Source organism: Streptomyces sp. NBC_01283, from assembly GCF_041435335.1.
GTDB lineage: Bacteria > Actinomycetota > Actinomycetes > Streptomycetales > Streptomycetaceae > Streptomyces.
On sequence record NZ_CP108430.1, the window covers coordinates 5732342 to 5752570 of the forward strand.

The following is a 20229-nucleotide window of genomic DNA, read 5'->3' on the forward strand; positions in this document are numbered from 1 at the left end:
CATTGAAGTGACGCGATCTTGCGTTTCTAAGTGTCGGAGGTGCCGTCGTGGCCTGGGTTCTGTTGATCGTCGCCGGTCTGCTCGAAGTGGGCTGGTCGATCGGGATGAAGTTCACCGAGGGGTTCACCCGGCTGTGGCCGAGCGTGTTCACCGGCCTCGGGATCGTCGCGAGCATGATGCTGCTCTCGCATGCCGCCAAGACGCTGCCGATCGGTACGGCGTACGGCGTGTGGGTCGGTATCGGTGCCGCCGGTGCGGCGGTGGTCGGGATGATGGTGCTCGGTGAGCCCGCCACCGCCGCCCGGATCTTCTTCGTCGTGCTGCTGCTGGTCGCCGTCGTGGGCCTGAAGGCGACCTCGGGGCACTAGGCCCTTCTCCCACGGAGATCCGTCAGAAGGGCCCAGGGCCCTAGTAGTACGACGCCGGGTTGCCCTCGCCCTTCCTTCTGGCCGCCGAGCCTTCCGTGAGGCCGCCCAGGGCTCCTGGGTCCTCGGTCGTGCCGCCGTCGGCGGTGGAGCCGTCGGTCTGGCCGCCCTGGGCGGCGCCCGGGTCGGCGGTGGTGCCTCCGTCGGCCGTTGTTCCGCCGTCGGCGGTGGCACCGCCGTCCGTGGTCGGGCCCTGCGTCTGCCCTTGGTCCTGCCCCTGCGTCTGGCCCTGGTCCTGGCCCTGGGTCTGTCCGGCGTCCTGGCCCTGCGTCTGGCCCTGGTCCTGCCCCTGGGTCTGCCCCGCGTCCTGGCCCTGGGTGTCGTCGCCGCCGGTGACCGCGCCGCCGGTGGCCGGGTCCTGCTCGGTGCCCGAGGGGTCCGGGACCTGGGGCACGTCGGCGCCGTCCTCCAGCTCCAGGTCGAAGTCCCGTACGGGCTCGCCCTGGAGGGCGTCCTTGGTGAACTGGGCCCAGATCTGCGCCGGGTAGGCGCCGCCGTTGATGCGGGGCTGGCCGAGCGCCCCGTACAGCGGGGTGTGTGCGCCGGTGTCCGGGTTCTGGCCCATCACGGAGACCACGGTGGCGAGTTCGGGGGTGTAGCCCGCGAACCAGGCCGCCTTGTCCTCCTCCGCGGTGCCGGTCTTGCCGGCCGCGGGGCGGCCCGCGGCCTGGGCGGCCGTGCCGGTGCCGCCGTCGACGACGCTCTGCAGGATCGAGGTGGTGGTGTCGGCTGCCTCGCGGCTGACGGCCTGCGCGGTCTTCTGCTCCGGCAGTTCGACCTCCTGGCCGTCCTTGGTGACCTTCTCGACCATCGTGTACGTGGGGTGCTTGCCGTGGTTGGCGAGCGTCGCGTACGCCTCCGTCATGTCCAGGACGGAGGCCGTGGACGGGCCGAGCGCGATGGACGGGGACGCGGTCAGGTCGGGGGTGTTCGCGGGGACTCCGAGAGCGACCGCCGTGTCCTTGACCTTGTCGGAGCCGACGTCGACGGCCATCTGCGCGTAGACCGAGTTGACGGACTTGTCGGTGGCGGTGCTGACGGTGATGTTGCCGTAGTCGACGTCGTCCTCGTTCTCGGGGGCGTACGTCCCGCCGTCCCAGCCTTGCACCGGGCGCTTGTTGGTGCCGTCGTAGATGGTGTTCGGGGTGATGGTGCGGCCGTCCTGGGTGACCGAGCCGTTCTCCACGGCCGAGGTGAAGACGAACGGCTTGAAGGTGGAGCCGACTTGGTAGTCGCGGCGCGTGGCGTTGTTGACGTACTGCTTGGTGTAGTCGATGCCGCCGTACATGGCGACGACCTTGCCGGTCTCCGGGTCGATCGAGGCGCCGCCCGCGCGCACGTTGCGGTCGACCTTGCGGGCGTTCTTGTCGATCTTGGACATCACCTGGTCGTCGACCGCCGTCTTGAAGGCTTCCTGGCGGTCCTTCTGGAGGGTGGTGGTGATGCGGTAGCCGCCCTTGGCCAGGGTGTCCTCGTCGACGATGTCGTTGGCCGTCAGATAGTCCTCGACGGCCTGCACGAGGTATCCGCGCTGCCCGGACAGGCCGGATGCGCCCTTGGCCTCCTTCGGTGCGGGGAACTTGGTCTTCGCGCGGTCGGCGGGGCTGAGCCAGCCCTCCTTGACCATGCCGTCCAGGACGTAGCTCCAGCGGCCCATGGCCCGCTGCTTGTTCTCCGGGTGGGTCGCCACGTCGTACGCGTTGGGGGAGTTCAGGAGCGTCGCCAGGTACGCACCCTCGGCGGTGTCCAGTTTCTTGACGTCCTTGCCGAAGTACGCCTGGGCGGCAGCCTGGACGCCGTACGCGTTGCGCCCGAAGTAGCTGGTGTTCAGGTACCCGGCGAGGATGTCGTCCTTGCTCACCTCGCGGTCCAGCTTGATGGAGATGAAGAACTCCTTTGCCTTGCGGGTGACCGTCTGCTCCTGGCCCAGGTAGTAGTTCTTCACGAACTGCTGGGTGATCGTCGAACCGGACTGCTTGCCTTTGCCGGTGACGGTGTTCCAGGCGGCGCGGATCATCGCCTTCGGGTCGACCGCGGACTCGCTGTAGAAGTCGCGGTCCTCGGCGGCGAGCGCGGCGTGCTGGACGTCCTTGGGGATCTGGCTCAGCGGTACGTTCTCGCGGTTGACCTCGCCGTCGCGGGCCAGCTGGCTGCCGTCGGCGTAGAGGTAGACGTTGCTCTGGGCGATGGCGCCCGCGTTGGCGGGCGGGATGTCGACGATCATGTAGCCCGCGGCGAAGCCGCCGACGCAGAGCAGGATCAGCAGGATGAAACCGCCGAGCACCATGCGCCAGGTGGGGAAGATCCGCCGCCAGCCCTTGCGCTTGGGGCGCTTCTTCTTGCCCTTCTTGCCGCTGCCGCTGCCGCTGCCGCTGCCGCTGCCGCTGCCGTCGGCGTCCGGGGCGGGCGCCGCGCCTTCAGGGGGCTCGGCTGCTGTGCCGGCGGTGGCCGCTGGGGTGTCGGTTGGAGTGTCGGCCGGGGGGTCCACGGGTTCGCGGGGCGCCCAGCCCTTGGGTCCTTCGGCGCCCTGCTGCTGCGGCTCGTCGCTGCTCATGTCTCGTGGAACTCCCGGTTCGCGTCGCACGTCACGTACGCCTCGTACGACCCATTGCACACTGTCGCTTCCTGCGTTCCCTGCCAGGCACGCGCCGTGCGCCGAAAATGCCTGGCACGAGCGATGCCGTCCGCACTAGGCTCCGTGCCTTTGGCCCGGACCGGACAAGGATTCCGTCAAAGCTCTCGTTAAAGGGGATGCGTGTGCGCACAGGACGGTTCCGCTTGTACGCGGCCGTCGGCCGCAGCGGCTTCAGGCGGTACGCGACCTACCGGACGGCGACCCTGGCGGGGGTGTTCACCAACACCGTCTTCGGGCTGATCCTCGCCTACACCTACATCGCGCTCTGGGACGAGCGTCCCGGGCTCGGCGGCTACGACCAGGCGCAGGCCCTGACGTTCGTCTGGCTGGGGCAGGCGCTGCTCACGGTGATGGCGCTGATGGGCGGCGGCTTCGAGGGCGAGCTGATCGAGCGGATCCGCACCGGGGACATCGCCGTCGACCTGTACCGGCCCGCCGACCTGCAGATCTGGTGGCTGGCGACCGACCTGGGCCGGGCCCTGTTCCAGCTGCTCGGGCGTGGTGTCGTGCCCATGGTGGTCGGCGCCCTCGTCTTCGACCTCGCCCTGCCCACCGATCCGCTGCGCTGGTTCGCCTTCCTGCTCGCGGTGTTCCTCGGCGCGCTGGTCAGCTTCTCGATCCGCTTCCTGGTGGCGCTCTCCGCGTTCTGGCTGATGGACGGCGCGGGCACCGCCCAGGTGGCGATGCTCGCGGGCACCTTCTTCTCCGGGATGCTGCTCCCGCTGAACGTCTTCCCGGGCGCGCTCGGCGAGTTCGCCCGCGCGCTGCCCTGGTCGGCGCTGCTCCAGGTGCCCGCCGATGTGTTCCTCGGCAAGCACACGGGCGTGGACCTGCTGGGGACGTACGCTTTCCAGATCGGCTGGGCCGCGGCGCTGCTCACGGCCGGGCGGCTGCTGCAGGCCGTGGCCACGCGACGGGTGGTGGTCCAGGGTGGCTGACCTGACGCGGGCGCGGGGCGCTCTGACGCAGGTGCGGGACGGGCTTCGCGCCTACCGGCTGATCTCCGCGATGTGGATCCGCTCCCTGATGGCCTACCGGCTGTCCTTCGTGATGACCGCGTTCGGCAACTTCGCGGTGACCGCCTTCGACTTCGCGGCGATCCTGCTGATGTTCTCCCAGGTGGACCGGCTCGGCGGCTACTCGCTGTCCGAGATCGCCTTCCTGTACGGGGCGACCTGTACGTCGTTCGGGCTCGCCGACCTCTCCCTGGGGTCCATGGACCGGCTGGGCAAGCGGGTGCGTGACGGCACGCTCGACACGCTCCTGGTGCGGCCCGCGCCGGTGATCGCGCAGGTCGCCGCCGACCGCTTCGGCCTGCACCGGGTCGGGCGGCTCCTCCAGGGCGGGTTCGTCCTCGGGTACGCGCTGGTGGTCCTGGACATCGCCTGGACCCCGCTGAAGGTGCTCATGGTGCCGCTGATGCTGCTGTGCGGTGCGGGGATCTTCGCGGCCGTGTTCGTGGGGGGCGCCGCCTTCCAGTTCGTGGCGCAGGACGCGGCCGAGGTGCAGAACGCCTTCACCTACGGCGGGACCACGCTGCTCCAGTTCCCGCCGACGGTCTTCGCCAAGGACCTGGTGCGCGGCGTGACCTTCATCCTGCCGCTGGCCTTCGTGAACTGGCTGCCCGCGCTGTACGTCCTGGGGCGGCCCTATCCGCTGGACCTGCCGACGTGGGTGGCGTTCACGCCGCCGCTCGTGGCCGCCCTCCTTCTCGCGCTCGCGGGCCTCGCCTGGCGCACGGGCCTTCGTTCGTACCGCAGCACAGGGAGCTGAACTGCCGTGGAAACAGACCTCATTGAGCTGGACGGCGTCGAGAAGGTCTTCGACGTACGCAAGAAGACCGGCTTCCTGCGGCGCGAGAAGCACGAGGTGCGGGCCGTCGACGGCATCACCTTCAGCGTGCCGCGCGGCGAGATGGTCGGCTACATCGGCCCGAACGGCGCGGGCAAGTCGACGACGATCAAGATGCTGACGGGGATCCTCACCCCCAGCGGCGGGCGTCTGCGCGTGGCGGGCATCGACCCTTCGCGTGAGCGCACCCGCCTGGCGCGCCGTATCGGTGTCGTCTTCGGCCAGCGGACGACGCTGTGGTGGGACCTGCCGTTGATCGACTCGTACCGCCTGATGCACCGCATGTACCGGATCCCGGACGCCCGCTTCAAGGAGAACCTGGACCGCTGCGTGGAACTCCTGGAGCTGGCCGCCCTGTTGGACGTGCCCGTGCGCCAGCTCTCGCTCGGCCAGCGGATGCGCGGAGACATCGCGGCGGCACTCCTGCACGATCCGGAGGTGCTGTACCTGGACGAGCCGACGATCGGCCTCGACGTGATCAGCAAGGCCAAGGTCCGTGGATTCCTGCGGGACTTGAACGCAGAGGCCGGTACGACGGTCCTGCTCACCACGCACGACCTGACCGACATCGAGCAGCTCTGCAAGCGGGTGATGGTCATCGACCACGGCCGTCTGATGTACGACGGCGCGCTTGCCGGGCTGCACGAGGTGGGGGAGAGCGAGCGCACCCTGGTCGTCGACCTGGAGCGCGAACTTCCGCCCATCGAGGTCGAGTCGGCGCGCGTGGTGAAGGTGGAGGGCCCGCGGCAGTGGCTCGCCTTCCCCGCGGCGGAGTCGGCGGCTCCGCTCGTCGCCCGGGTCGCGGCCCGCTATCCGATGGTCGACCTCTCGGTCAGGGAACCCGACATCGAAGCGGTCATCGCCAAGATGTACGCGGAGAAGGCGACCTCGTAGGCTGCTCGTATGACCGACGAGCAGCCTCATCTCCCGGACCTCCGGGCCGCCGACGCCGACCGCGAGCGCGTCGCCGAACGACTCCGTGACGCCGTGGCCGAGGGGCGCCTCGACATGGAGGAGTTCGAGGAGCGCCTTGAGGCCACGTACAAGGCGCGTACGTACGGCGAGCTGGAGCCGATCACGCGGGATCTGCCCGCGGTGGGCGCCAAGATCTCCATGGTGAAGCCGTCCGCGGCGGCGGAGGGCGAGATCGACTGGCCGTCCCGCATCGGCGGCGAGGCCACCTCCACGGGCGCCTTCGCGTTCTGGAGCGGCTTCAACCGCAAGGGCGGCTGGACGGTGGGCTCGCGGTTCACCGCGTTCGCGATGTGGGGCGGCGGCGAGATCGACCTGCGCGAGGCGCGCTTCGCGGACCGTGACGTCGAGATCCGCTGCTTCACGATCATGGGTGGCCTGCAGGTCACCGTGCCGCCCGAGCTGAACGTCCAGGTCAAGGGCTTCGGCATCATGGGCGGCTTCGACGACAAGGCCACCGGCGAGGGTACGCCGGGCTCCCCGCGCGTGGTCGTCAAGGGCTTCGCCCTGATGGGCGGGGTCGGCGTGGAGCGCAAGCTGCCGCGGGCGGAGCGCCTGCGGATGAAGGAGGAGCGCCGCCGGGAGAAGCTGGAGCGGCGCGAGGAGCGGCGTGCGGCGCACTTCGAGCGGGCCGAGGAGCACCGGCTGCGGCACCAGGAGCGGCACGAGCTGCACATGCGCAGGCGCGAGGAGCGGGACTGAGTTCGCGGGAAGCGGGACTGGGTTTGCGAGGGCGCCCGCCGGGCGCCCTCGGTCACTTCGGGTGACTACAGCTCGGCGGCTGCCGAGCCCCGCAGGTTCGTCACGTTGAACGTCTCCGCCATCTTGCGGTAGCCCAGGTCGCTCGGGTGCAGGTGGTCGCCCGAGTCGTACGCGCCGCGCAGCTTGCGGGGGTCGTACGGGTCGCGCAGGGCGCGGTCGAAGTCGACGAACTCGTCGAAGACCTTGCCGTCGCGGATCTGCTCGTTGACCGCCTGACGCACGTTCTCCAGCGACGGCTCGTATCCCCGGTGGCCGCCGAACGGCATCAGGGTCGCGCCGACGACCCGCAGGCCGCGCGTGTGCGCCTGGCGCGTCAGCTCGCGCAGGCCCTCCACGATGCGGTCGGGGTTGTTCTGGTGCGGGTTGCGCAGGATGTCGTTCACGCCGAGCGCGATGACGACGGCCTTGACGCCACTGCGGTCGAGGACGTCGCGGTCGAAGCGCGTGAGGCCGCTCGGGTTGTCCGCGGGGGTGCCGTTGCCGTCCGAGAGGATGCGGTTGCCGCTGATCCCCTCGTTCACGACGCCGTAGCGCGGGGCGCCCGACTCGGTGCGCAGGCGCGTGGCGAGACCGTCGGTCCAGCGGGCGTTGGCGCCCATCGTGGAGGAGATGCCGTCGGTGAGCGAGTCACCGAAGACGACGACGGTGCCGTTCGACTCGTTGCTCAGGACGTCCACGGCCGACAGGTAGCGCCAGGAGGTGCTCTGCTGGGTGTACGCGGCGCCGTTCAGGTCCTCCGTGCGGTCACCCTCGGCGACGTAGCTGACCTGGCGGGCGTGCGGGTGGAAGGTGACCGGGCCGGACGGGGTCGGCGAGTACGTCGTGACCAGGAGGTCGGTGTCGTGCGGCACGCGCAGCCGGACGGCGTCGCTCATCACCTGCTGGCCCGCGGGGATCACCACGGACGTGTTGCCGTTGAAGTTCAGACGGCGCAGGGTGCCCGGCGTGGCAGCCGGGTTGTTCGAGCCCGCGGCGACCGCGATGGAGGCGTGGGTGATGCTCAGCGGCTGCTGCCCGTACAGGTTCGACAGCGTGATGCGGGTGGCGTCGCCGCCGACGCTGGTGTGCACGACATTACGGATGGAGCGGCCCGCGAAGCCGTTGCGGTGCGTGTTTGGTTCCGCCGCGGCGGGGGATGCGGCCCAGGAGCCGACCCAGGTGCCGGCCGAGGCGGGCGCCGCGGAGTTGTGCGGGCTGCGGGGCCCCGCGCTGATGGTGTCCTGAGATCCGTCATCGGTGGATACACCGAGGTATATGGCGGCGGAAATCACCACTATTACCGCGAGGACCGCGGCAAGCAGGGCATAACCGTGACGCTTGGTCATGCGGGCTGTGTCTCCTCGAGCAGGGGGAGCCTGATCGAGGCTCCGATGTGATCACCCCATGATGCGTCATGGGCCGTGAGGCGGCCGACACTGCCCCCCTCCGACCATTCAGACGCCGGGAACTTGTGGTCCGTTCCAGGAGTCGGTCAGTAAGGGACGCATTGAGACGGGGACAATACGTATGAGGACGCCGCGAACCACGCGAACGGGCCAGGTGGAGTGAGTGGAACGTACGAAGCGATCAATTCCTGAGGACGCGGAGGACGCGGACGCTGCCGGACAGCATGCCCGCGGGACCCGTCCCCCAAGCGGAGGCTCCGCTCCCGGTGGCGGCGGCTTCACGTACAGCCCCGCCGACGAGGAGAAGCGGCGCGGCGTCCGCCGGATGAAGATCACCGCGACGGGCCTCCTCCTCTTCGTCGCCCTCGTCTACGTGCTCGCCAAGTGGGCACAGAACTCCGGCGCGGGCGCCTGGGCGGGCTATGTCGCGGCGGCGGCGGAGGCGGGCATGGTCGGTGCGCTCGCCGACTGGTTCGCGGTGACGGCGCTCTTCCGCCACCCGCTGGGCCTGCCCATCCCGCACACGGCGATCATCCCGAACAAGAAGGACCAACTGGGTGCCTCTCTCGGCGACTTCGTGGGTGAGAACTTTCTCTCCTCCGACGTCGTACGGGGCCGCCTGCGCGCGGTGGGCATCGGCAGCCGGCTCGGCACCTGGCTGGCCGACCCCGAACACGCCGACCGGGTGACGGCCGAACTCGCCACGGCGCTGCGCGGCGCCCTGACGGTCCTGCGCGACTCCGACGTACAGGCGGTCGTCGGCGAGGCCATCACGCGCCGCGCCGACGCCCAGGAGATCGCGCCCGGCATCGGCAAGATGCTGGAGAAGGTCGTCGCGGACGGCGGCCACCGGAGGGTCGTCGACCTGGTCTGCGTACGCGCCCACGACTGGCTGGTCGAGCACGACGAGTCGGTCATGGACGCGGTGCAGGGCGGCGCCCCCGGCTGGACCCCGCGGTTCGTCGACAAGAAGGTCGGCGAGCGCGTCTACAAGGAGCTCCTGCGCTTCCTCGCCGAGATGCGGGACATGCCCCAGCACCCGGCGCGCGGTGCCGTGGACCGCTTCCTCGCCGACTTCGCCGCCGACCTCCAGTCCGACTCCGACACCCGCGAGCGCGTGGAGCGCCTCAAGCGCGAGGTGCTCGGCCGCGGCGAGGTGCAGGACCTGATCGCCTCCGCCTGGTCGGCCGTGCGCCAGATGATCGTGGCCGCCGCCGAGGACGAGCGCAGCGAGCTGCGCCTGCGGGTGCGGGCCGCGCTGCTCTCGCTGGGCTCGCGGATGGCGACGGACGGACGGCTGCAGCAGAAGGTGGACGGCTGGGTCGAGGGCGCCGCGGTGTACGTGGTGACGACGTACCGCGACGAGATCACCTCCCTCATCACCGACACGGTCGCGGGCTGGGACGCCGAGCACACGTCGAAGAAGATCGAGGCCCACATCGGCCGCGACCTGCAGTTCATCCGGATCAACGGCACGGTGGTGGGGGCGCTGGCGGGGCTTGCGATCTATGCGGTGTCGCATGCGGTGGGGGCGTAGGGAGGCTGAGGGAGGCGTAGAGGGGGCCGTAGGCGGTGGTCCGGCGCGCGTGAGCGGCCCTTTGCTGGGCACTCTGGAGTAGCTCTCTCGACGTGGAGAGGGCCGTCGCCCGAGCCGCGGAGCCGCGGGAGCAGCAGGCCAGGGCCAGGAGCCCTGGGCCCGGCGGGCCGGCGACGTGGGAGCAGCGGAAGGAGCCGCCCGCCATGACCGCGTCGTCCACGCCCGCACAGCCGCCCCCGCCGGACAGGGAGCACACCCCCTCCGAAGCCCGCTCCGAAGCCCGCTCCGAAGCCACGGTCACCACGGCCGTGCCCGCCCGTCTCGACCGGCTGCCCTGGTCCCGCTGGCACTGGATGATCGTCATCGGCCTCGGCACGGTCTGGATCCTGGACGGTCTGGAAGTCACCACCGTCGGCAACATCGCGAGCCGCCTCTCCGAGGAAGGCAGCGGCCTCGCCATCAGCTCCGCCCAGGTGACCGGCACCGCGGCGGCCCTCTATGTGGCGGGGGCCTGCGCGGGCGCCCTGTTCTTCGGCCGCCTCACCGACAAATACGGCCGAAAAAGGCTCTTCATGGTCACCCTCGCGGTGTACCTCGCCGCCACCGCGCTGACCGCGCTCTCCTTCGACGCCTGGTGGTTCTTCATCTTCCGGTTCCTCACCGGCTTCGGCATCGGCGGCGAGTACGCGGCCATCAACTCGGCCATCGACGAACTCATCCCGTCCAAGTACCGCGGGCGCGTGGACCTGATCATCAACGGCAGCTACTGGCTGGGCGCGATCGGCGGCTCGCTGCTCTCGGTCGTCATGCTGAACACCAGCATCTTCCCCAAGGACCTCGGCTGGCGGCTCACCTTCGCCCTCGGCGTCGTACTCGGCCTGGTGATCCTCCTGGTGCGCCGCCATGTGCCGGAGAGCCCGCGCTGGCAGTTCATCCACGGCCGCGGCGAGGAGGCGGACGCCCTCGTCACGTCGGTGGAGCGGGAGATCGAGGAGGAGAAGGGCGAACGCCTGCCGCGCCCCGACCGCGAGATCACCATCCACCAGCGCAAGAGCATCGGCTTCGGCCTCATCGCCAGGACCGTCTTCCGCGACTATCCCAAGCGGGCGGTGCTCGGCCTGTCCCTCTTCGTCGGCCAGGCGTTCCTCTACAACGCGATCACCTTCGGCTTCGGCGCGATCCTCACCAAGTTCTTCGACGTCCCCTCGGGCAGCACGGGTTACTACTTCGCCGTCATCGCGGCGGGCAACTTCCTCGGTCCGCTCTTCCTCGGCAAGCTCTTCGACACGGTGGGCCGCCGGGTCATGATCTCCTCGACGTACATCCTGTCGGGCGTCCTGCTCTTCGGCACGGCCTGGCTCTTCGACCAGGGCTCGCTGAGCGCGACGACCCTCACGGCCTGCTGGTGCGTGGTCCTCTTCTTCGCGTCGGCGGGCGCGAGCAGCGCGTACCTCACGGTCTCCGAGATCTTCCCGATGGAGACCCGCGCCATGGCGATCGCCTTCTTCTACGCCATCGGTACGGCGGCCGGCGGCATCAGCGGCCCGCTGATCTTCGCCAAGCTGACGGAGACGGGCGTGGTCGGCGACACCGTGCTCGCCTTCCAGATCGGGGCGGGCCTGATGTGCGCGGCGGGTCTTGTCGCGGCGGTGTTCGCGGTGAACGCGGAGCAGCGGTCGCTGGAGGATGTGGCGCGGCCGTTGTCGGAGGCGTAGGTAGGTGAAGGCGGAGGCGGGGTAATGGTCCGGGGCGCGGCCCCGGCCGGGTGGGAAGATCCGGGGATGAGCGGAGAGTGCGTACGAGGAGAGTGCGTACGAGGAGAGGGCGTAGGAGGAGAGGGCGTACGAGGAGAGGGCGTACGAGGAGAGCGGCCCCACCGGGTGGCGGTCCTCGTCAGGGACGGGGTCCTGCCCATGGAACTGGGCCTGGTCCACCAGCTGTTCGGCAGCGCACGCTCGTCGGCGGGCGGACGCCTCTACGAGCTGACGACCTGCGCCCTCACCCCCGGCAGGATCCGCACGGACGCGGACTTCCCCGTCCACGCCGAGCACGGCCCCGAGGCGGTGGCCGCCGCGGACACGGTGATCATCCCGGCGTCGCACGAGGAGGACGAGTCGCTGGCCCCGGGGGAGCTGCCTCCCGCCCTCGCGGACGTGCTGAGGTCCGCTGACGGGGCCCGTATCGCCTCCATCTGCACCGGCGCCTTCGCCCTCGCGGCAGCGGGCCTCCTGGACGGCCGCAGGGCGACCACGCACTGGCTGTCGGCGGACCTCTTCGCCCGTACGTTCCCGGCCGTGACGGTGGACCCGGACGTCCTGTACGTGGACGAGGGCGCCGTCCTCACCTCCGCGGGCGAGGCGGCGGGCATCGACCTCTGCCTGCACATGATCCGCCGCGACCACGGGGCGGCGGTGGCGGCGGACGTGGCCCGCCGCAACGTCGTACCCCCGCACCGCGAGGGCGGCCAGGCCCAGTACATCCGGCGGCCGGTGGCGGAGCCCCGCCTGACGTCGACGGGCCGGGCCAGGGAGTGGGCCCGGACGCGCCTGGCGGAACCCCTGACGCTGGCCGAGATGGCCGAGCGGGAGTCGATGAGCGTGCGCACGTTCAGCCGACGCTTCCGCGAGGAAACGGGCCTGACGCCGATGCAGTGGCTGACCCAGCGGCGCGTGGACCGGGCGCGCGAGCTCCTGGAGGAGACGGACCGCACGGTCGACCGCATCGCGGCGGAGGCGGGCTTCGGCACGGGCGCGTCGCTGCGGCAGCACTTCCAGGCGGGGCTCGGGGTGTCGCCGGGGGCGTATCGGATGACGTTCAGGGGGACGTGCAGGGGGACGAGGGGCGGATCGGGCTGAGCGGGTCCGGGGCCGGGTCTGGGTCTGGGGTCGGGCCTGGGCCTGGGGCTGAGGTCGGGCCTGGACTGAGTACGCGTACTCTGTCGCGCCCCGTGGTGGGGTCGGCAGGCTCGTGCGCATGACGGCAAAGTCGATGATCATGAGCCCGCGCCACATGGGTGCGCGGATGAGCCCGCGCCGCATGGGTGCGCGTTTCAGCCCGCGCCACGAACTGAGCCCCATGAACCCGCGGAACCTGCTGACGCCCCTGCCCGAGACGCCTCTCCTGCGGCGCTGGCTGACGCGGCTGGTCGGCGTGGGCCTGGCGGTGGCGGCGTACCTCCTCTGCCTGCCCTGGGACCTGCGCAACCGCCCCGAGACACCCGGCGCGATCAACGAGACGACACCGGTGACCGCGCTCGGCATCACCGCCCTGGCCGTCTCGATGCTGTCCCTGGCGGCCTACTTCGGCTTCCGTGACCGCCTGATCTGGGCGCTCCTGATGGTGGCGGGCCCGCCGGCGACGCTGATGTACGTCTCCTTCGACAGCCACCCGGAGCCGGACGCGACGGTGTGGCCGCTGGCGTGGGGGTTCTTCGTCCTGGTGATGGGGACGGGGGTACTCGCGGTGGCGGGCTTCGCGCGGCTGTTCAGGGACAGCGAGGCGTGAGGGGTTCGCTGATCGCTGATCGCTGATCGCTGGTTCGTGAGGGGCGCGCAGGCTTCGTACCTCAGGCTGGTGGTCGGCGTACCTCAGACCCGACGGTCGGCGTATCTCAGGCCCGGCGGTCGGCGAGGACCCACGACGCGAGCCCCACCCCACCCGCGACCCCGAAGACGGCGGGCCAGGCCCCGACCTTCTTGGCGAGCGGATGAGACCCGGCGAAGGCGGCGACGTACGTGGCGCTGAGCGCGGCGGCGGTCCTCGGGCCCGCGCTCTGCCGCCACTGCTGCGCGGCAGCGGCCCCCGCGGCGGCGAGGACGACGCCGCCGAGCGGCCGCTTCTTGGTCCACCGGGCGACGGCGAACCCGCCGACGAGCCCACTGGCGGCCACTGCCGCTGCCGGTACCTTCGCCATGCCTGCCTCGCTTCCACGGCTGTCGGCCGATGTTGTCGGCCGCTGCGGTTGGCCGGTGCGGTCTGCCGCTGCTTCCGGCCGATACGTCCTCAATGCATCACGGCATCCTCAATGCGTGCGTGGCCCGAGGCTAACGCGCCAGGAAAGCCTTGCGGCGAGGGGGTCTGGGCCGCGTAGGTTGGTGAGGGTGTGCGCTGCGCCTCCGCGGCGCGCTCGAAGGCGCAGCCGACGGGGGGCCGATAGTGACGAGGGACCGACAGTAAAGATGACCGCGCGAACCACTGCCGACCGCAGCACCCGAACAGCCCTGGTCATCGGGGGTGGTGTCGCAGGTCCGGTGGCGGCGATGGCCCTGCACAAGGCGGGCATCGAGGCGACGGTGTACGAGGCCTGCGACGACTCCGCGTCGAGGCCGCCGAAGGAGCATGGCTCCCGTCCCGGCGCGGCGATGACGATCGCCCCGAACGGCCTGCAGGCGCTGGAAGCGATCGACGCGGCGGAGATGGTGCGCGCGATCGGTACCCCGGTGACGTCCCTGTGCCTGCGCAGCTGGACGGGCCGACACCTGGCCCAGCTCACGCCGCCCGCGGACCTCCCCACCACGCGCTTCGTCTGGCGCACGGAGCTGGACGAGGCGATCGCGAGGGAGGCGGAACGCCGCGACATCCCCCTCCGCAAGGGCAAGCGCCTGCTGGACGCGACCGACACGGGCACGGGCGTGACGGCCCGTTTCTCGGACGGTTCGCTGGAGAGGGCGGACATCCTGATCGGCGCGGACGGCCTGCGCTCGACGGTGCGCTCGCTGATCGACCCCTCCACGCCGAAGCCGCACTACGCCGGGACGCTCACCTTCACGGCACGTGTCCCCAAGACGGAACTCCCTTCCACGGAGGGGGTGTTGTACATGTGCTACGGGAAGCGGGCGTACTTCGCGTACCAGATCTTCGACGACGCGTCGGCGGCCTGGTCCGTGAACCTGCCGCACCGGGAGCCGATGACGGCGACGGAGGCGCAGGCGGTGGGCGCGAAGGAGTGGCTGCGGCGGCTGGGCGAGGCGTTCGCGGACGACCGCACCCCGGCGCCGGACCTCCTGACGGACACACCCGCGGAGAACGTGCTGATCACGGGCCCCACAGAAACGATGCCTCCGGTCACATCGTGGAGCAGGGGCAGGATGATCCTGATCGGGGACGCGGCCCACGCGACGTCCCCCACCTCGGGCCAGGGCGCCTCGCTGGCGGCGGAGAGCGCGGTGGAACTGGCCCGATGCCTAAGGGACTTGCCCCCGGGGCAGGCCTTCAAGGCGTACGAGTCCCTGCGCCGCCCCCGGGTGGACCGCATCCTGAAACACACCACGGCAACGGCGACGGCCACCTCGGCGGCAGCCCGAACAGCCACCCCAAAGCCGGCGGGCCCCCTGAGCCGAGTCCTGCGGGACGCACTGCTGCCGGTGGCGACGAAGGTGGGCGGGGCCGGGGGAGCGGTGTGGGGTGCGTGGCAGTTCGACCACAGGATCGACTGGAACGAGCGGGCCGGGTAGTCCAGGCAGGTCAGGTATCCCAGGTGGTCCAGGCATGCCGGGCAGCCCGGGCAGCCCGGGCAGTACCCGGGCAGTACCCGGGCAGCCCGGGCAGCCCGGGCAGTACCCGGGTAGCCCGGGTGGCCCACAGGTGGTCCAGCTAGTCCAGGCAGGCCGGGCTGTACGGGTGAATTGCGGCGGGGCAGGTCTGTGTGGTCCGGGAAGAGGGGACCCCTGGACCAACACCAAGATCGTCACGTACCTGAAAGGGACCCCATGCGTATTCGTACCGCCCTGGCCGTCACCGCCCTCACCGCCGCGGCCGTGTTGGGCGCCAGCGGCACCGCCCTCGCCCACGGCGACTACGACCAGGGCAGCGTCGCCTTCGAGAACGTCGGCGGCCCCGCCGGCATCAGCGCGGGCGCAGGCCACTTCGCAGGCGGCCACGACGAGGACGGCCACGGCGATGGCTGGAAGGCCGGCTTCGCCTTCGAGAACCTCGGCGGCCCGGCGGGCATCACCAAGGGCGCGGGCTACGGCGCGGGCTACGACGGCCAGTTCAACGGCAACCACTGAGCACGACCTTGAAGGGGGCCCGCCACGGCGGGCCCTTTTCGTTTGCCTGCGTCCGCTTCGGTCGGCTCATGAAATCCGGAGTCACGGACGATCCGTGTCACCGGTCCAGCTTCGCCGCGAGGCGCATCGCGCGGTCGCTGGCGGTCTGTGTGACCGCACGAGCTCAGGCGCGCGGCATGTCGCGTATGGACGCGACGAATCCCGCCCAGGCGCGCGGGTCAACGCTGAATTGCTTGTCTGCCGACCGCTTCGAGTCGCGTATGAAGACCTGGGTGTCTTTGACCGCGACCTCTACGCACTCAGTTTCATTGGACCCGCTGTAGGTCGACTTGAACCACATCAGGTCATCTGAGATGTGGCTGTCGGGACCGCTGCTGATCATTGAATCTCCTCGCGAACCTGGCGGATGAGAGCCGAAGACGCACCCATGTCCAACGCTTGTGCGCGGAGATAGTCGAACGCAAGCCGGTATCTGTCCAGCTCCTCGTCCTTCTCGATGAAGATCGATCCGACGTGCAGATCGACATAGACCACGTCGAGAGTCGTCTCCTGGGCACCCAGGATCACGAAGCTGCCGAGAGCGGCACCGTGCGCCCCCTGCGAGAAGGGGAGTACCTGGAGTGTCACGTGAGGAGACTCGTTGGCGCGCAGCAGCTGGTCCAGCTGGTCGCGCATGATGGCGGGGGAGCCGACCACTCGACGGATTACGGACTCATCGAGGATCGCCCAAAGGCGCGGTGGCTTCGGCCGGTTGAGGATTTCCTGGCGCTTCATTCGGATGTCGACGAGTCGCTCGATGTCCTCCGGGGTGCGCTCTATCTCGTTCGCCAGCTGCAGGGCGGTGGAGTAGGCGCGTGTCTGGAGCAGCCCGGGCACGTAGACGCAGGAGAAGTGATCCTCGCGAACGGCCTCGTCTTCGAGAGTGAGCAACAGATTCATGCTCTCCGGGATCGAATCCGCGAAGGACCTCCACCAGCCTTGCTGTTTGGCATCTTTGGCCAGCCCGATGAGGGCGTCCTGCTCGGCGCTGGTGGCTTCGTACACGCGGCAAAGAGCCTCAACGACCAGCCACTTGACGGGCCCTTCGCGCGTCTCGTACCGGCTGACAGTCGCCTTCGATACACCGACGCGCAGACCGGCCTCCTCCAGAGTCAGCCCCTTGCGGACACGGAGCTTGCGCAGGGTTGCGCCGAGCTGGCGGCGGCGGGTGGTGGCCCTCGCTGGCACGTCGGTTACCTCCTTGGCGGCGCGGGCGCCGTGCTCGCTGGCCGCAATCAGGCTATGCAGTGCGGAAGTTGATGCTCCACCAGATTCACTCGATGGATTCTCGTGAGAAGTTACATCGCGAGACTTCTCACTGTCATACTCGGTTCACGACGGCTACGCAGCGTCGCCGCTCGGTTGCGGTGGGCGCAGCGCTGACGTGGCCCAAGGAGGGAGTCTCGCCGTGTCCTTCTATGAAGAGAGCGCGCACCAGATGCGCTGTGTCCTGCCGTTTGAGGCTGTCCCGACGGAGCTAGGTCTGCTGCGTCAAACGGTCCGCTGCATGCTTGGCCGGTGGGGCGCTGAGGCCATCGCCGACGAGGCCGAGCTGGCTGTCACTGAGCTGGCGACGAACATCATCAAGCACGTGGGAGAGGGAGCGGCCGCGACCCTGGTCCTGGAGTCAAAGGCAGGCCGGCTGAGGGTGGAGCTCCATGACAAGAGCCACACTGTGCCGCTGGCGAGGGTCGAGAACTGCGACGAGGAATGCGGCCGCGGCCTGCACCTGCTCTCTGCGATGAGCCTGGACTGGGGCACTCTGCTCACCGCCACGGGCAAGGCCGTTTGGTGCGAGTTCTCGCTTGAATCCGCGCGTCACTGTCTACGGGTTCAACGGGCGGCGGCCGTGCTGGACGAGTACCGGCGGCTTTCCGGCGCCAGCTCAGCGGTCGTACCGGCGTATGTGGTGCTGGAGGCGTCAGCCACCGACGTCATTGCTGACTTGCTGCACTGGCTCGCCGTGCAGGGCAGCGACCCGGACGATGTGCTCGACCGTGCACAGGCGCGTTACGAGTCGGAAGCCGAGGCGGCGTGAGGGGCGTCCAGTGTGGAAGTGCGGATCATCGCCTTCAACGCGTCGGGAGTGCGCCAGGATTCTCCACGGAAGCTCTTGTGGCACATGCGGTGGCAGTTGGCGCACAGGAAAGCGAGGTCGTCGAGCTTGGTCTCGGTCGGTCCGGAGACGTGGAGAGGGAGAGTGTGATGGACCTCGATGTAGTCCTCTCCCAAAGCGCCGTAGAAACGTGTGAAGTCAAAGGAGCAGACCACGCACCGAATGGCCTGGCCCCGACGCCGGGCCTGCCGGATCTTGCGGCTGCGGAGACCGCGGTCGCGTTCCCGGTACAGAGCCCACCGAGTCAGAAGCCGTCCCTCGCGTGCCGTCGTTTCCCCGTCATCTCCGGCCTCGTCGGGCTGAGGAGGTATGCGGTGGAGCTCCCCGGACCCGATGCCCTGACGGATCGCTTCGGCGGCAGCCAGCATCTCCGCGGGGTGGGCCACGAAGTCGCTGACAACCGTCTGTGTCGGGCGGCCGCCCTTTGTGGTGGCGCCCGTGTAGCCGGGGTGGGCGGTCGCAATGTCCGTGGTCTTGCGGCTGACGCTGTTGGGCGAGCGGAATCGGGGGTCGCTGGCAGCGGCGTCCTGGTTGGTCGGAAGCGACCGCAGCAGATCGGACAGCTCAAGCACGCTCGCGTCGCCTTGACGCAGCTCGTGCCAGTCGTTCTGCATGACGAGTGCGCAGGCCAGCAGCAGCTCGTCCCGGTTCCAGTCGATGCGCGCCATGAGGCATATCGTATGAGTGTTCGGTGTGGCGGAGGGGGCGTTCAGCGAACTGCGAGGAGTGCTGCACACTTAAGCGAGTCTCGATGTCAGTGGGTCCTGTCACCCTCTGTGATGGTGGTGCGCGCAGAGTGCCCGCCGCTGCACATCTGTAAGGAGGGGGCATGACCCACATGAATGAGCTTGAGCACGTCTACACCTCTGTGGAGATCTGTGCTGGGGCGGGTGGGCAGGCCATTGGCTTGCATCAGGCCGGATTCAGACACCTTGCGCTCGTAGAGATCGATTCCCATGCGGCCGAGACGCTCAACCGGAACATCCGCAAGCGCAAGGAATGGGAGTGGGAGAGAAAGCACTGCGACGTCCTGTCTGCGGACGTCAAAGAATTCGAGCCCGCCGATGACCTGCGGAAAGGCGGCGGCCTGCTCGCGGCCCAGGGGCTGGACCTTCTCGCAGGTGGCGTTCCGTGCCCGCCGTTTTCCCATGCTGGCAAGCAGCTCGGCAAGGATGATGAGCGCGATCTCTTCCCGCGCATGCTCGCGCTCGTCAAGGACCTCAAGCCGCGCGCGGTGATGATCGAGAACGTCCGCGGGATCATGGACCCGAAGTTCAGCGACTACCGCGACTGGATCCTTGCCAAGCTGCAGGGGGGCACCTACCGCGGGGAGGACGGCGAGGAAGCGTACGACCGAGGGCTCGGGTACACCGTCTGCAAGTGGGGCGTTCTGGAAGCCAGTGACTTCGGCGTTCCCCAGCTCCGTCCACGCGCCGTTCTCGTGGCTATCCGTAACGACGTCCTGAAGGACGTCAAGTACGAGTGGCCTACACCCACCCACGAGGACCCGGTCAGCGTCGCGGAAAGCCTCAAGCCGTCCATGCTCAAGCGGTACAAGCCCTACTTCGAGGGGGAGCATGCAGAGCGTGCTCGTTCTGCGTACGACCTGTGGCTGAAGAAGGCCCGTGAGCGTGATGCCGAGCTCAAGGGCAAGGGCGGCGGCATCGCGCCCACGCTCGTCGGCGGATCGAAGAAGCACGGCGGGGCAGATCTCGGCCCAAGTCGCGCGAAGGCCGCGTGGAAGCAGCTGGGTGTCTCGGGCCTAGGCGTCGCCAACGACGCCGAAACGTGCAAGGAGAGAGGCACCGAGAAGCGCGACCTCTTCGGACCGGACGGCCCGATGCTCACGGTGGAGCAGGCTGCGATCATCCAGGGCTTCCCGCAAGGTTGGGAATTCTCCGGAGGAAAGACCGCACAGTACCGGCAGGTGGGAAACGCATTCCCGCCGCCCGTGGCAAGGGCGGTCGGGGAGTCAATTCTGGACGTCCTCAAAGGTGCACGTGAGCGTGACCGGAAGAACAGCTGATCAGTCGGACTCGCTGTTCCCCCGACTGCGGTTTCGCCGCTTGTCGACCTCAGTAGCGATCTGGGCGGCGCAGTCGTCGGCTGGCTCGTGCTCCCAGAAACGGAGCACGAGCCAGCCTGCCTCGGTGAGGCGCTGATCGGTGTCCCGGTCGCGGGCCATGTTCCGGGCGACTTTGTGCGACCAGTAGCCAGAGTTGGTTTTCGGTGGGACGTAGTGCTCGGGACAGCCGTGCCAGTAACAGCCATCGATGAAGACGGCGACCCGAGTAGGGCGAAAGACCATGTCTGCGGTCCGGCGCAGGTCCGGAAGCGGTTTGGCGGCGACCCGATAGCGCAGACCCTGCGCGTGGACCAGTTTGCGGATCAACCGCTCAGGCTTTGTGTCCCTACTCTTGATGGCCTGCATATTGCGGCGGCGAGCCGCAGACGATGCCCAAGAACCGACAGGCGGTTCCCACTCATTACCGGGCACTG

Annotated in this window: 20 protein-coding genes; 13 read left to right on the forward strand and 7 right to left on the reverse strand. The window is 69.4% G+C overall.

Features of this window, described 5'->3' with window-relative positions:
* The first annotated feature begins 47 nt into the window (after window positions 1-47).
* The gene (locus tag OG302_RS26095; RefSeq protein WP_160505255.1) at window positions 48-368 is read left to right on the forward strand and encodes a multidrug efflux SMR transporter; all 321 of its coding nucleotides are present in this window, start codon (window positions 48-50) and stop codon (window positions 366-368) included.
* Between the two features lie 40 nt (window positions 369-408).
* Here the strand turns inward: OG302_RS26095 and OG302_RS26100 are convergent, their stop codons facing one another.
* The gene (locus OG302_RS26100; protein ID WP_371528984.1) at window positions 409-2979 is read right to left on the reverse strand and encodes a transglycosylase domain-containing protein; all 2571 of its coding nucleotides are present in this window, start codon (window positions 2977-2979) and stop codon (window positions 409-411) included.
* A 197-nt stretch (window positions 2980-3176) separates the two neighbouring features.
* On the opposite strand from OG302_RS26100, the gene OG302_RS26105 reads away from it, so the two are divergent.
* The 4 genes from OG302_RS26105 to OG302_RS26120 are packed head-to-tail and all read left to right on the forward strand — an operon-like array spanning window position 3177 to window position 6585.
* Window positions 3177-3998, forward strand: coding sequence for an ABC-2 family transporter protein (locus OG302_RS26105; RefSeq protein WP_361836446.1), 822 nt, complete (start codon window positions 3177-3179; stop codon window positions 3996-3998).
* Window positions 3991-4833: an ABC transporter permease gene (locus OG302_RS26110; protein WP_371528985.1), complete on the forward strand. Its 843-nt coding sequence runs from the start codon at window positions 3991-3993 to the stop codon at window positions 4831-4833. Before OG302_RS26105 ends, OG302_RS26110 begins: the two co-directional genes overlap by 8 nt.
* Before the next feature lie 6 nt (window positions 4834-4839).
* Complete coding sequence (locus OG302_RS26115; protein ID WP_371528986.1) at window positions 4840-5805, forward strand: ATP-binding cassette domain-containing protein; 966 nt, start codon at window positions 4840-4842, stop codon at window positions 5803-5805.
* Between the two features lie 9 nt (window positions 5806-5814).
* A complete protein-coding gene (locus OG302_RS26120) occupies window positions 5815-6585 on the forward strand; it encodes a DUF1707 domain-containing protein (protein WP_371528987.1) in 771 nt (256 codons plus the stop codon).
* Between the two features lie 65 nt (window positions 6586-6650).
* Here OG302_RS26120 and OG302_RS26125 read toward each other — a convergent pair whose 3' ends face one another.
* Window positions 6651-7970: an SGNH/GDSL hydrolase family protein gene (locus tag OG302_RS26125; RefSeq protein ID WP_371528988.1), complete on the reverse strand. Its 1320-nt coding sequence runs from the start codon at window positions 7968-7970 to the stop codon at window positions 6651-6653.
* 385 nt (window positions 7971-8355) lie between these two features.
* Here OG302_RS26125 and OG302_RS26130 point away from each other — a divergent pair, with 385 nt between their 5' ends.
* The 4 genes from OG302_RS26130 (at window position 8356) to OG302_RS26145 (ending at window position 13071) form a co-directional block, all read left to right on the forward strand.
* A complete protein-coding gene (locus OG302_RS26130; RefSeq protein WP_371750236.1) occupies window positions 8356-9567 on the forward strand; it encodes a DUF445 domain-containing protein in 1212 nt (403 codons plus the stop codon).
* 203 nt (window positions 9568-9770) lie between these two features.
* Complete coding sequence (locus OG302_RS26135; protein ID WP_371528989.1) at window positions 9771-11282, forward strand: MFS transporter; 1512 nt, start codon at window positions 9771-9773, stop codon at window positions 11280-11282.
* 66 nt (window positions 11283-11348) lie between these two features.
* On the forward strand, window positions 11349-12422 hold the full coding sequence (locus tag OG302_RS26140; protein WP_371528990.1) for a GlxA family transcriptional regulator: 1074 nt from the start codon (window positions 11349-11351) through the stop codon (window positions 12420-12422).
* A 118-nt stretch (window positions 12423-12540) separates the two neighbouring features.
* Window positions 12541-13071 carry a hypothetical protein gene (locus OG302_RS26145; protein WP_371528991.1) on the forward strand — a complete coding sequence of 177 codons (531 nt, stop codon included), beginning with the start codon at window positions 12541-12543 and terminating at the stop codon, window positions 13069-13071.
* Between the two features lie 106 nt (window positions 13072-13177).
* On the opposite strand, the gene OG302_RS26150 is transcribed toward OG302_RS26145, so the two are convergent.
* Window positions 13178-13480: a hypothetical protein gene (locus tag OG302_RS26150; RefSeq protein ID WP_371528992.1), complete on the reverse strand. Its 303-nt coding sequence runs from the start codon at window positions 13478-13480 to the stop codon at window positions 13178-13180.
* Between the two features lie 265 nt (window positions 13481-13745).
* On the opposite strand from OG302_RS26150, the gene OG302_RS26155 reads away from it, so the two are divergent.
* Window positions 13746-15020 (forward strand): FAD-dependent oxidoreductase, encoded by a 1275-nt coding sequence (locus tag OG302_RS26155; protein ID WP_371528993.1) that lies wholly within the window; start codon window positions 13746-13748, stop codon window positions 15018-15020.
* A gap of 255 nt (window positions 15021-15275) precedes the next feature.
* Entirely contained in the window at window positions 15276-15575 is a 300-nt protein-coding gene (locus OG302_RS26160; protein WP_371528994.1) for a hypothetical protein, read from the forward strand.
* Between the two features lie 163 nt (window positions 15576-15738).
* Here OG302_RS26160 and OG302_RS26165 read toward each other — a convergent pair whose 3' ends face one another.
* Both OG302_RS26165 and OG302_RS26170 read right to left on the reverse strand, forming a co-directional pair.
* Window positions 15739-15957 (reverse strand): DUF397 domain-containing protein, encoded by a 219-nt coding sequence (locus OG302_RS26165; protein WP_371528995.1) that lies wholly within the window; start codon window positions 15955-15957, stop codon window positions 15739-15741.
* On the reverse strand, window positions 15954-16802 hold the full coding sequence (locus OG302_RS26170; RefSeq protein WP_371528996.1) for a helix-turn-helix domain-containing protein: 849 nt from the start codon (window positions 16800-16802) through the stop codon (window positions 15954-15956). Before OG302_RS26170 ends, OG302_RS26165 begins: the two co-directional genes overlap by 4 nt.
* A gap of 220 nt (window positions 16803-17022) precedes the next feature.
* On the opposite strand from OG302_RS26170, the gene OG302_RS26175 reads away from it, so the two are divergent.
* Window positions 17023-17652, forward strand: coding sequence for an ATP-binding protein (locus OG302_RS26175; protein ID WP_371528997.1), 630 nt, complete (start codon window positions 17023-17025; stop codon window positions 17650-17652).
* Here the strand turns inward: OG302_RS26175 and OG302_RS26180 are convergent.
* On the reverse strand, window positions 17625-18398 hold the full coding sequence (locus OG302_RS26180) for an HNH endonuclease (RefSeq protein WP_371528998.1): 774 nt from the start codon (window positions 18396-18398) through the stop codon (window positions 17625-17627). The two genes, OG302_RS26175 and OG302_RS26180, sit on opposite strands and share 28 nt — an antisense overlap.
* Before the next feature lie 161 nt (window positions 18399-18559).
* On the opposite strand from OG302_RS26180, the gene OG302_RS26185 reads away from it, so the two are divergent.
* Window positions 18560-19756, forward strand: a complete 1197-nt coding sequence (locus tag OG302_RS26185) for a DNA cytosine methyltransferase (RefSeq protein WP_371528999.1) — start codon at window positions 18560-18562, stop codon at window positions 19754-19756.
* On the opposite strand, the gene OG302_RS26190 is transcribed toward OG302_RS26185, so the two are convergent.
* Window positions 19757-20227: a very short patch repair endonuclease gene (locus OG302_RS26190; RefSeq protein ID WP_371529000.1), complete on the reverse strand. Its 471-nt coding sequence runs from the start codon at window positions 20225-20227 to the stop codon at window positions 19757-19759.
* Between the last annotated feature and the right edge of the window lie 2 nt (window positions 20228-20229).